We start from the raw sequence: 12,000 nt of genomic DNA on the forward strand, positions 1-12,000 counted from the left end.
ATGACTGCGACTGCCGAAGGCATCACGAACGGCACGGTGACCGGTTCCACGCCGACGACGAACGCCGTCCTGCGGGTGCCGCCGGCGTCCCCGGCCGCGGCCGCCGCCTACTTCGGCGCGAGCCTCGCGTTCCACGCGGACGTGTCCGACGTGGCGGCGGCCCTCGCGGCCGGCGGCGACCCCGGGTTCGTCGTCCTCGACTCCCGCTCCACCGCGTCGTGGGACCAGGGACACATCCCCGGCGCGGTCCACCTGCCCACCGCGCTCATCCCCGAGCAGGCCGAACGGCTTCTGGACAAGTCGGTTCCGGTCGTCACCTATTGCTGGGGACCCGGATGCAACGGCGCGACCCGCGCGGCCCTCGCCCTGGCCGAACTCGGTTTCCAGGTCAAGGAGATGCTCGGCGGCTTCGAGTACTGGGCGCGCGAGGGCTTCGAGTTCGAGACCTGGCAGGGCCTCGAGCGCCGTGCCGAGGACCCCTTGACAGCGCCCGTCGAGGCGGAGGACTGCGGCTGCTGACCGCGGGGAGGGGGCCGGGCCGACGGCCTCGGTCCAGGCGAAGGGGGCCGAACCGACGGTCTCGGCCCCCGAGTTCCGGCAGGTGTCCGGAATCCGTTTCCCGTGGCCGCCTGCCCTGCTGGAGCGGACGCGTGCCGTGTAACTTCTGCGCATGCCAAGATACGCGGACCCCGGTGCGGTCCAGTGGGTGGAGTCGGGCGGCGGGCCGCTCATAGCGATTCCGGAGACGGTGCTCCCGTTCTGGGCGGGGGCCGACGGCGACGACATGTCCTGCGACTACGACCGGGCCTGTGACGTCGACGGCTTCGTCGGCCTCCTGCCCGTGGGCGACACCCGGGCCCTCGTCCTGGGCGACGATCCCGCCTCGACCACCTATCTTCCCGAGCACGGCGCCTTCGTCCGCTGGTGCGCCGCCGATTCCGAGGACGAACTGCTCGCCGTCGTGCCGGCGGCGCTGTCGCAGGCGCGGTGGGAGCGGGAAGTGGTGTGGACGGTGCCGGGCCCCGTCGTCCTCTTCGACGCCGCGTGGCCCGGCACCGCCTCCGGGCGCGCGGATCACCTGAGGGTGGCGCTCGAACCGGGCCGGTACGGGGTCCGCGCGGCGCGCGTCGAACCGGGACCCGAGACATGGGTCGGACTCGTACAACTGCGTCGGCTGACGCCCTGACGCCGAGCCACCCGGGTGATACGCGCGGCGGCCGGGATCCGGCCGCCGCGCGGGGCCGTCAGAGCCGGGAGAGTTCGTCCACCAGGTCGTCCAGGCCCAGCGAGCCCTGGGACAGCGCGGCCATGTGCCAGGCCTTGGCGTCGAACGCGTCACCGTGGCGCTTCCTCGCGTTCTCACGGCCGAGGAGCCAGGCGCGCTCGCCGAGCTTGTAGCCGATGGCCTGGCCGGGCATCGTGAGATAGCGGATCAGCTCGCTCTCCACGAAGTCGGCCGGCCGGCTGCTGTGCGCGCCGAAGAACTCCTGCGCCAGCTCCGGGGTCCACCGCTCGCCCGGGTGGAAGGGCGAGTCGGCCGGGATCTCCAGCTCCAGGTGCATGCCGATGTCGACGATGACCCGGGCGGCGCGCATCATCTGCGCGTCGAGGTAACCGAGCCGCTGTTCCGCGTCGGTGAGGAAGCCGAGCTCGTCCATCAGCCGCTCCGCGTACAGCGCCCAGCCCTCGCAGTTGGCGCTGACCTGGCCGACGGTGGCCTGGTAGCGGGACAGGTCGTCGACGACGTACGTCCACTGCGCGAGCTGGAGGTGATGGCCGGGCACTCCCTCGTGGTACCAGGTCGAGACGAGGTCGTAGACGGGGAAGCGGGTCTGGCCCATCGTGGGAATCCAGGTACGGCCCGGCCGCGAGAAGTCCTGCGACGGGGCGGTGTAGTAGGGGGCCGCCGCACCGCCGGGCGGGGCGATGCGGGACTCCACCTTCCGTACCGGCTCGGCGAGTTCGAAGTGCGTGCCGTCCAGGGCCGCGATCGCCTCGTCCATCAGCCCCTGGAGCCACCGCTGCACCTCCTCGACGCCCTCGATGTGCCGGCCGTGCTCGTCCAGGTGCGCGAGGGCCACCCAGGGGGTCGCCGCGCCGGGCAGGATCTTCTCCGCCTCGGTCTTCATCTCGGCCAGCAGCCGGTGGTACTCGGCCCAGCCGTACGCGTACGCCTCGTCGAGGTCGAGATCCGTGCCGTTGAAGTAGCGTGCCAGCCGCGCGTACCGTTCGTGGCCCACGGTGTCCGGCGCGCCCTCGATCGTGGGCGCGTACACGTCACGCATCCAGTCCCGCAGGGCGATCACCGCCTGAGTGGCCGTACGCGCCGCCGTGTCCAGCTCCTCGCGCACGGAGCCGGGGCCCGCCGAGACGAAGTCCTCGAACCAGCCGAGGCCCTGTCCGTCCGTGTCCGACCACTCCGTGAGCTGTTCGATGAACGTCGCGGTCGGACGCGGCCCCGCGTACAGCTTGCGGTCCAGGCCGAGCGCGAGGGACTCCCGGTACCCGGCGAGCGAGGCCGGTACCGCGCGCAGCCGCTCGGCGACCGTGGCCCAGTCCTCGTCGGACTCCGTCGGCATCAGGGTGAAGACCTCCCGCACGGCGTGCACCGGGGTGTGCAGGTTGCCGACCGTCCGCAGGCCCTCGCCGGCCTCGTGGACCGCGAGCGCGGCCGTGAGCCGCTCACGCAGCAGCCGGGCACAACGGCGTTCGATGTCGTGTTCCGCGCCCGGCAGGCGCTCCGCCTCGTCCAGCCGCGCGAGGGTCACCCGCGCCAGCCCGGCGACGGCCTCCTGGCCGGCGGGCGAGTTGTCGGGGAGCCTGCCGTGGCTCTCCTTCACACCGAGGTAGGTACCGTGAACCGGGTCGAGGGCGATGAACTCGTCGACGTACGTGTCGGCGACTTCACGGGGCAGCGGGTTCTTCGTCTCTGACATGCGCACATCCTCATACGGGCACAGGCGCCGCGTCAGCCCGCTCAACCGGGCTTTCACCGCATCAGCCGGATTTGGCCGACGGCGACGGGCCCGGCGCGGCGGGCGGCAGCAGGGGACCGCAGTCCCACTGCTGGAATATCAGCCGCGTCTCGACCCGCGCCACCTCACGCTGCGAGGTGAACTCGTCGAGCACCAGTCGCTGCAGATCCGCCATGTCCGCGACCGCGACATGCACGAGGTAGTCGTCGGGGCCGGTCAGATGGAAGACGGTCCGCGACTCCGGCAGCACCCGGATGCGGTCGACGAAGGGTCCCACCAGTTCCCGGCGGTGCGGCCGGACCTGCACGGACAGCAGCGCCTCCAGGCCCCGTCCGAGCTTCGCCGGGTCCAGTCGCAGCTGATGGCCGAGAATCACTCCCGCCCGGCGCAGCCGGGTCACCCGGTCGAGACAGGTCGACGGCGCGACGCCGACCTGTGCCGCGAGATCCCGGTAGGTCGTCCGTGCGTCGTTCTGCAACAGCCGCAACAGATGAAGATCGACCGGATCGAGTACGACGGAATCAGCCATGGCGCGAACGTAACACGGGATGCGGCGCCGAAACCCCGCCCAGTGTTCAGGCTTCGGCGCATGGACTCCGTTGTGTACGACACGCAGGGCGCGCAGGACGCGCAGGACGACCTGAGCGGAAGCGGCCAGGTCATCACGGCTCCGACCCGGGCACTCGCCACGGAAGCCGTGCACGCCGGCCGGGAGGACCTGGCCGCCCTCGGGCTGCACGCGGCCCCGATCGACCTGTCCACCACCTACCCCTCGTACGACAGCCGCGGCGAGGCCGCCCGGATCGACGCCTTCGCGGCCGACGGCGCCGAACCCGAGGGGCCGCCGGTCTACGCCCGCCTCGGCAATCCGACCGTGGCCCGCTTCGAGACCGCCCTCGCGCGACTCGAAGGCACGCAGAGCGCGGTCGCCTTCGCGAGCGGTATGGCCGCGCTGAGCGCCGTCCTCCTCGTACGCAACGCGATGGGCCTGCGCCATGTCGTCGCCGTACGTCCGCTGTACGGCTGCAGCGACCACCTCCTGACCGCCGGGCTGCTCGGCAGCGAGGTCACCTGGGTCGACCCGGCCGGGATCGCCGACGCGCTGCGGCCCGACACGGGTCTCGTGATGGTCGAGTCCCCGGCCAACCCGACGCTCGCCGAACTCGACCTGCGTGCCGTGGCCCACTCCTGCGGGTCCGTCCCGCTCCTCGCCGACAACACCTTCGCCACCCCCGTGCTGCAACGCCCCGCCGAGCACGGCGCGCGGCTGGTCCTGCACAGCGCCACCAAGTACCTGGGCGGACACGGGGACGTCATGGCCGGAGTGGTCGCGTGCGACGAGGACTTCGCCCGCAAGCTGCGCCAGGTGCGGTTCGCGACGGGAGGCGTCCTGCATCCGCTGGCCGGCTACCTGCTGCTGCGCGGCCTGTCGACCCTGCCCGTCCGGGTCCGGGCCGCCTCCTCGAACGCCGCGGAACTCGCCCGCCGGCTCGCCGGCGATCCCCGCGTCGCCCGCGTCCACTACCCGCGCATCGGCGGGGCGATGATCGCCTTCGAGGTGCACGGCGACCCGCACGACGTCATCGCCGGGGTCCGGCTGATCACCCCGGCCGTGAGCCTCGGCAGCGTCGACAGCCTCATCCAGCACCCGGCGTCCATAAGCCACCGCATCGTCCCCACGGCGGACCGCCAGGGCGCGGGCGTCAGCGACCGCCTGCTGCGCCTGTCGGTGGGCCTGGAGGACGTGGACGACCTGTGGTCCGACCTGGACACGGCACTGGGGTTCCACGGCGGGGAGTGAGGGAGCGAGCGCCCGGGTCGCGGGGCGTGCGCCCGGTGGTGCCGGACGCACGCCCCGGAGCGGATGTGGGTACGGACCGGGGTTCTTTTGGGCTAGGCCCGCCCCGTTCCGCTGCTTCCCTGGGCGATCCCGTTCCCCGTGGCGTGCGGAGCGTGGCTGTGACCGTGGTGCCGGGCGTACGGCTGCGGCGATGTCACCGGTGTCGTGTCCAGGCGGGCGGTGATGACCAGGGTGCCCTCCTCGATCTGGTAGTCGAGCGGGAGGCCGAGGCCGCGCATGGCGGCGACCATGCCGGTGTTCGACGCCTGCGTGACGGCGTACACGCTCGCGCAGCCCGCCTCGACGGCCATCGCCACCAGGCGGCCGAGCAGTTCGACGCCGATTCCCCGCCGCTGCCAGTCGTCCTCGACGAGCAGCGCGACCTCCGTCTCGTCGCCGTCCCAGAGGAGATGACCGAGTCCGACGATCCTGCCGGATGCCGTCCGGACGGCGAGCGTGCGCCCGAAACTGGGGCTGAGGAGGTGGTTGAGGTATCGGTCCGCGTCCCCGACGGGGCCGTGGTACCGCATGCTCAACGTGCGCGGCGAGCAGCGCTCGTGCATCGCCTTGGCGGCCTCGAGGTCGGAGACGTCCGCGCGCTGGACGGTGATCGGGTTGCCCTCGGGAAGCGTCAGCATGTCCTGCCCGCGCGGAACGCGGGGGCCGAGCCGCGCGTCCAGTTCGACCAGCGCCCGCGCCCGAGCGAACTCGGTCGGTGTGAACGGCAGATACGGCCGCTCCACCGTGATCACCCCGCCCTCCGGCGCGCGCAGCCGCATCACCGTGTCCTCAAGGGCCCCCTCCACGGGAGCCCCCGGCGTCGCCCGGCCGGAGACGGGAGAGGTGGCGGGCAGTGAACGGATCGTGCACCGGCCGAGCAACTGCCTCAGCGCGAGCGGCAGTTCGGAGGCGTCGAGGGCGGTACGGGTGGCCAGACCGAGCACCCGGGTCGGCGCGTCCACCAGGTCGTGGGCGTCGGCCCGCTCGATCCACGTCGAGGTGCCGCCGGCCTGCGCCACGCTGCGGGTGATCTCGGAGGTGGCCAGCTCGGCGGGCGCGCGCAGCAGGAACTCGTCGACCGTTCCGTCCGCCAGCGGGTGCGTCTGGAGGCTCAGGATGTCGACCTGGCGCTGTGCGAGCGCCGTGCACAGCGCGGCGAGCGAACCCGGCGCGTCCTGGACCGTCGTACGCATCCGCAGCAGCACGGTCGCCCCCGCGGCGGGCAGTGGCGCGGAGGTTGCCGCGTCCTCCTCGGAAAGCACGCCCGTTCGCCCGTCCGAGGGCGGCCGGGCGCCGGTATCGCTCGTCGGAGGGGCGTGACCGTGGCGGCGTGCCCACCATGTGTGGAATCCGGCCGTGGCGGCCAGGAGCACCGCCGATATCACCAGCAGCGCGGGGCCGTCGGGCCCGTGCCCGATCAGATTGGCCACACCGTCCGCGACCGCCACGGCCGTGAACAGTGCGGCGAGTTCGACGAGGTCCCGTCGCCAGTGGTGAACGGGCCGTCCGTGCTTCGCACGCGTCACATCAGACATGTCTGGAGTCATACCTTCACTGTGAAGGAATGGTGTTGCGTGATCACGAACGGCTTGTGACTGATCGGTTAAGTGTCGTTCTGCCCTTTTTGCAGTTCTTTTTACGGGTCTTTTGCCTCGAACGCGAGACCTCGCTGCCCACCTGGTCAGGCCCGCCGGACCTTGACCGTCCTGCGTCACGAGTACGGCGGGCCCGGTGTCAGGCGGCGGCCTCCCCCCTCAGCACGGTCCGCAGCCGTCGGGCCTGGATCACGGCCTTGGACGAGCCGCGCCGCTCGGCGGTACCGGCGAGATGGGCCAGATCACCGCGTGCCCCGGATCGCTCGGCGCAGTCGGCGGCGATGGCCAGCAGTTCACCGAGCCCCCGCACCGCGCCGCCGCCCGCCCCGTCGGCGGCGAGGTCGGCCAGCAGGGCCGGCAGCAGACCGAGCAGCACCGACCAGACCGTGGCGTACGCGCCCGTGGCCGCCGCCGTGCGTATCGACTCGGCCAGCCGGGACTTCTTCAGCGCGTCCCTGCGCACCAGCTCCCCGATGTCCGAGCCGAGCCGCGCGGCGTCGAGCTGTCCCCGGGCGGCGAGGACCAGCAGGGCGTCCACGGCGGCGAGCCGGTCCTCGGGATGCCGGGCCCCGAGCCCGTACGCCAGGCACAGGTGCAGCGCCTCGCCCGCCGTGCCGTCGGCCTCGGCGAGCAGCGGCAGCAGCATCGCGGCGACCATGCGGCCGTCCTCCACCGCGGCCATGCTCATGTCGCGCAGCAGACGCGCCGCCACCAGTTCCCGGCGTCCCGGTACGACGGCCGGCCAGTACCACTGGTCCGTGACACCCCAGTGCCGGCAGTACGAGTGGTCCTTGAACACCGTGAGGGGGCGTCCCAGCAGCCGGAACTCCTTGGGGAACGAGCCCTGTATCTCTTCCAGCTCGCCCAGTTCCAGAAGGATGCGGGCGCCCGAGGTCCGTCGGCGGCTCGTCGGGAGCAGCGGTCCCTCGGCGGTGAGCCACTGGGCCAGCCGGTACCCCTCGGGGCTGCCGAGCGCGCGGGCCCGCGCCGCGGCCGCCTCCGCCGTCGCACGGTCGTCGCGCCGTACGCGCAGAAGTGCCTGCGCGAAGTCGGCCGTGCCCGGCCGGGCGTCGAGCCGACGGTACTCGGTGAGGCGTTCCACCAGCTCGTCCGGCTCCAGCAGCCCGGTGTCCCAGGTGGGCGTGGCCAGCAGGAACGGCATCGGATCGGTGCGGAGGCGGTAGCCCGCCTCCCACAGGCGCGCGTCGAGGGCGCGGGAGAGCGCGCTGTGATGGCAGTTCCCGCTCGTCGGTCCCTGCTGCACCGCCGCGTGGAGCGTTTCCATGCCGACCCCCTCGAACAGGGCCGCCAGAACGACTTCGAGACCCTGCGCCGACTCACGGAAGCTGCGGTCCACGACCGGGTAGCTCGGATCGCGGTCCTTCCACCAGCAGCGCGCGACCACGGGGCCGAGGGCCTCCATCAGAGCGTCCCGATCACGGTGGGCGTGACGGACCAGGCCGTCCAGAGTGCGCTCGAACGCCGCGACTCCGCCACCGGAGGCCAGCATCGCGCTGACCTCCTCGGCCAGTTCGGTCACCGATTCCGGCGCCGCTGCCAGCCGTGCCCGCTCAGGAACGGGCGGCAGCACCTCCTCCTGGACCGTCGAAGCGGAGTCCGGCGACTCGATGCCGAGGACTCGCTGCGCCCGGAGCCGCAGCCCGGGGCTCAGGTCGGCGGTGAGCTCGCCGAGCCGTTCCCGAGCGCCGCCCGAGTCGGACAGCGCGGTGACATGGCGCTCCACCAGCTTGAGCGCACGCTCCTGCACCTCCGTGTCCTCGTGCCCGTAGGCCTCCGCCAGCGCGGGCAGCAGCACGTCCGCCGTGGACGGATCACGCTTGAGGACCTTCCCCAGCAGGACGAGCTGGGCTCGTACCAGCTTCTTCTCCGTACGGAAGAGCACACCCGAGGACATCTCGGCCAGTTGCCGGGACGTCAACTCACCGTCCAGCGCGAGGGAGGCGAGCACCGACTGCGCGTACCCGGCGACGGTCGGCACGGCCTGGCAGGCGAGCACCGTCCAGTCGGCGGTGCGCTCGCGTTCCTCGTCACGCGTCGGAGCCAGCGACGACAGCAGACGCAAGAAGACCCGCTGGTCGGCCGGGGCGCCACCGCGCAGGAGCCGCGCGACGCAGGCGTCCAACACGGTCTTTCGGTCGAGGGTGCCCTCCTCGGACAGCTCGGCGAGGGCGCTGTACCAACTGCCCGGTCCGTCGCCGAACAGCCAGGCGATCTGACTCGTGACCTCCAGCGACTCGAAGAGCGCGGTGACCATCACGGACACGTGCGGCTCCTTGCGCAGTCGCTGCGCCACCGTGCCTCCGCCGTGCCATGAACCACCGATGTGCTCCAACCAGCCCCGCACATAGGCGTCGGTCGTCGGAACCTCGCAGCCGGACAAGGCCACCAGGCCCGACACCAGGGCGAACGGTACCCGGGACGTCGCCGGTCGTGCGGCGAGCCGGTGCGTCAGATCGGCGAGCCAGTCGGTCTCGCGATCGCCCAGCACGTGCAGCAGGACACCGGGGGAGGCCTGGGACCAGCGCATGTCCACGCCGGCGATCCAGGTCGCCGCACCGGCGGCGCCCGTGTGACACGCGGCTCCCGCCGCGTGGAGCGCGGGATGAGCCACGCGCGACGCCGCGTTCCACGGTGCCGACCGCAACTCCTTGCGGAGTTCCTTCAACGCGGGCAGACAGGCCCGGCGTTCACCGTCGGTCATCCCGTCCAGGAGTCCGGCGGCCTCGACCGTCCGTCCCGCCCGTACCGCCTTCAGCAGTGCCTCGCCACTCATCGCCCATCGCCCCCGTCGAACCGAACTTCCAGGATTTCCTCACGTCGTTCCACGGCCGGAGCCGGAGCCGGAGCCGGAGCCAGGGCCAGGGCCGCAGTCGGGACCGGAGCCGTGGTCGTAGCCTGACCGTTCCCGTTCGTGCTCCCGTTCCCGTTCCTGTGCTCGGCCCGAGTGCCCCGCCGTACCATCCGCACCGCGAGAGCGTGCTTGCACGGCCCGCGGCCGCCCCGGTACTTCGCCCACCACAGACAGGAACAGCTCAGCGTTCCCGCGTCGTCGCGGACGCGGTGCACGTGTCCGTCGTCCGCGGTCACCGTGCCGATGGCTCCGTCCAGGGAGACCGCGCCCGCGCCGACCAGGGCGTGGGCCGACCGCAGGCGCGGGTTGTGCCGCTCGGCCCGCCCCGCGTCGTACGGCAGTTCCCGGTGGAAGTACGCCGCTTCCGCGGTGTCGTAGCCCACGCGCCCCGATGTGCCCAGCCGGACCAGGGCGGCTCTCACCCGCTCGGCCGGCAGGCCGGAGGCGGCGGCCAGTTCGCCCACATCGACGCGCGGTTCCCACGCCAGGAGCACCGCGATCAGCTCCGCGTCCTCGGCGGCCTCGTCGGTGGCGAGGGCGTCCAGCACCCCGCCCTCTCCGGAGAAGCCCCGGGAGGCATCGGGCGACAGCGTGAGCGTCAGCCGCATTCCGGGCAGGACCGCTTCCCAGGCACCGGCCAGGGCGGTGCCTCCGGTGACCGGTGGGCCGTACACGCGCAAGGCCGTCGCATGGCGCAGCACCCGCTGGAGCGCGATCAGCCGGTCGGGCCCGGGCAGACACACGGCTCCCGGAACCGGCCGGGTCGTCGGACGCAGTCCCCGGCCCGTCGGCACCACCCACTGGGCGCCGCCCGGCCTGCCGCGTACCGTCCCGCGCGGGAGGGAACGCAGGAACCGCACGGCCTCGGCCGCGGGAAGCTCGGCCCGCAGATCGAATCCCGCCGCCGTCACCTGGGCCTCGGCGAATCCGCGCAGCCAGCGGTCGGGCAACGGCACCTTCTTCTCCACCACCGGTCCGTCCAGCGTGGTCACGGCCATCTCGTCGGGGCCGACGCGGAGATGCAGTGGATCGTCCGTGCCGATGCGGGAAAGGGCCTCGCGCAGCGGGTTGTTGACGTCGACATTCGTCGTCCCGTGCCCGATCTCGTCGCCGTCGAGGCCCGGTGCCAGCACGTCCAGACGCGCGTACACCCCGCCACAGCCGGAGAAGGACTCGAACCGCAGACGGTCACCGTTGCCCGTGACCACCGGGTCGAGGGACGCGCGCAGCTGAGGCTGGTAGTAACGCGCCGCGGCGACATCGGCCACCGCCAGCAGCCCCGCGGCGGCCACCTGGGGTGACGTCAGAAAGCCCGCGAAGAAGCGCGGATGGTCCTCGAAACCCGTGGGCGTCGAGCCCCGCGAGGTCTCGAGTCCCAGCCGCCGCCCGCCGGGCGCGGACTCCAGAGCGGAGGGTCGGGTGTAGGCCACGGCCTGCAACGATCGCGTCATGGAAAAACCGTAGAGGCGACCACTGACAATCACCTCTGACCTGCGGCGACGCTTCACCGAGGGGGCGAATGCGGTTGAGGTCCGTCGGCCGGCGGCCGGGTCCTCCCGCAACTGTCCGTGGTCTGCCGCTCGTTGCGAGGCGAACCCGGCACGTCTTGCACGCGACGTCACCCGGCGCGAAGGGTCACGCTCTTCGGCGGAAGCTTCAGTGCGCCCTTGATTCCGGCCGGTCGGCGGGCGCGTGACCGGAATCGGTGAAGAACGGCACCGCCCGGTACTCGGAGAGGTGAGGGTCGTCCGCGGCGACCCGCCCCGGGGAAAGCGGACAGACGATCCGAACGCTCCGCCTCCGTTCCTGCCGTGCGAGCCAATGCGCCTGACTCAGCAGGCCCGCGCCGATCCCGCTGAGCGCCAGTCCTATGGGGACACCCGTCATGAAGGCGACGAACAGTTCAACCACGAGAACCACGATCACCGCCTTCGTCAGCGGTTCTGTGACGCGTCGGTACTCGTCCTTCCGTGACACCACCACGGCTCCCGGGGGTGTGGGAGTGGCCGCTTCGAGCCGTTCCCGGTACCAGGTGCGGCGGGGGCCGGCGAACCATGCGAAGGGGAGGCCGAAGAGCAACAGCGCCGAAGTGGTGATCGCCGCGCCGCTCATCCCCTGTGTGTGGCCTAGCAGTACGGGGAGTGCCCCGGTGGCCCCGGCGAGAATCGAGAGCGTTCCCATGGCCCGGGCCGACGCGACGACCCCCACCAGGTCGGGTCTGGTACTCATACGACGTGATCCTCCGACCTTTGTTTGATTCGAGGGATCATAAGACAGTTGGTCGGTGCCTTGATGAGAACGGCTCTCGCCCGTGTGCGGCGGTCCGGCTCAGGGGTGCATCAGGACGAGTGCGGTGGTGGGCACCAACGTGCCCGTCACGCTGAGCAGCCAGTAGCTCCGAGCGGCGAGCGAGGTCCTGCGTGCGAGGGCCCGGTTGGTGACCGACCACAGCAGCGCGTACAGGACGACGACGGGTACGACGATCACCAGCCAGAGGGCCATGCCGTCGTTCTCCGTCGGCTCCGGATCGATCCAGTTCGCCGTCAGGAACCACAGCAACCAGATCGGCACCACCCCCGGGATTCCCAGCAACAGGTTCACGCCTACGGTCATCGGCCACCGCCTGATCATCCGTGCCCTCCCCGTGACCGACTGCGGTGACGGTACCGCGAAGGCCGGTGGAGGAGTCTTCATGACCGAGTCGAGCCGGCGAGGTGT

General features: G+C 72.0%; 10 protein-coding genes. 3 read left to right on the top strand and 7 right to left on the bottom strand.

What is annotated here, in order from left to right; translation table 11 throughout:
• Entirely contained in the window at nt 1-519 is a 519-nt protein-coding gene (locus ACFYW9_RS07455; protein ID WP_389145983.1) for a rhodanese-like domain-containing protein, read from the top strand.
• A gap of 151 nt (nt 520-670) precedes the next feature.
• Nucleotides 671-1,186 (top strand): immunity 21 family protein, encoded by a 516-nt coding sequence (locus tag ACFYW9_RS07460; protein WP_351865909.1) that lies wholly within the window; start codon nt 671-673, stop codon nt 1,184-1,186.
• 58 nt (nt 1,187-1,244) lie between these two features.
• Here the strand turns inward: ACFYW9_RS07460 and ACFYW9_RS07465 are convergent, their stop codons facing one another.
• Both ACFYW9_RS07465 and ACFYW9_RS07470 read right to left on the bottom strand, forming a co-directional pair.
• Complete coding sequence (locus tag ACFYW9_RS07465; RefSeq protein WP_389145987.1) at nt 1,245-2,936, bottom strand: DUF885 domain-containing protein; 1,692 nt, start codon at nt 2,934-2,936, stop codon at nt 1,245-1,247.
• A 61-nt stretch (nt 2,937-2,997) separates the two neighbouring features.
• Nucleotides 2,998-3,504 carry an Lrp/AsnC family transcriptional regulator gene (locus ACFYW9_RS07470; protein WP_351865903.1) on the bottom strand — a complete coding sequence of 169 codons (507 nt, stop codon included), beginning with the start codon at nt 3,502-3,504 and terminating at the stop codon, nt 2,998-3,000.
• A 60-nt stretch (nt 3,505-3,564) separates the two neighbouring features.
• Between ACFYW9_RS07470 and ACFYW9_RS07475 the strand changes: the two genes are divergently transcribed.
• A complete protein-coding gene (locus tag ACFYW9_RS07475; protein ID WP_389145992.1) occupies nt 3,565-4,776 on the top strand; it encodes a trans-sulfuration enzyme family protein in 1,212 nt (403 codons plus the stop codon).
• Nucleotides 4,777-4,868: 92 nt separating this feature from the next.
• Here ACFYW9_RS07475 and ACFYW9_RS07480 read toward each other — a convergent pair whose 3' ends face one another.
• From ACFYW9_RS07480 to ACFYW9_RS07500, 5 genes are all read right to left on the bottom strand, one after another.
• Nucleotides 4,869-6,350: a GNAT family N-acetyltransferase gene (locus ACFYW9_RS07480; RefSeq protein WP_389145995.1), complete on the bottom strand. Its 1,482-nt coding sequence runs from the start codon at nt 6,348-6,350 to the stop codon at nt 4,869-4,871.
• Nucleotides 6,351-6,549: 199 nt separating this feature from the next.
• Nucleotides 6,550-9,204, bottom strand: coding sequence for a DUF6493 family protein (locus ACFYW9_RS07485; protein ID WP_389145998.1), 2,655 nt, complete (start codon nt 9,202-9,204; stop codon nt 6,550-6,552).
• Entirely contained in the window at nt 9,201-10,733 is a 1,533-nt protein-coding gene (locus ACFYW9_RS07490; protein ID WP_389146001.1) for an SWIM zinc finger family protein, read from the bottom strand. Before ACFYW9_RS07490 ends, ACFYW9_RS07485 begins: the two co-directional genes overlap by 4 nt.
• A 205-nt stretch (nt 10,734-10,938) precedes the next feature.
• Nucleotides 10,939-11,511 carry a hypothetical protein gene (locus tag ACFYW9_RS07495; RefSeq protein ID WP_351865889.1) on the bottom strand — a complete coding sequence of 191 codons (573 nt, stop codon included), beginning with the start codon at nt 11,509-11,511 and terminating at the stop codon, nt 10,939-10,941.
• Between the two features lie 99 nt (nt 11,512-11,610).
• Nucleotides 11,611-11,895, bottom strand: a complete 285-nt coding sequence (locus ACFYW9_RS07500; protein ID WP_389146005.1) for a hypothetical protein — start codon at nt 11,893-11,895, stop codon at nt 11,611-11,613.
• Nucleotides 11,896-12,000: the final 105 nt, after the last annotated feature.

The sequence above is a fragment of the Streptomyces sp. NPDC002698 genome (assembly GCF_042888945.1).
Classification (GTDB): Bacteria; Actinomycetota; Actinomycetes; order Streptomycetales; family Streptomycetaceae; genus Streptomyces.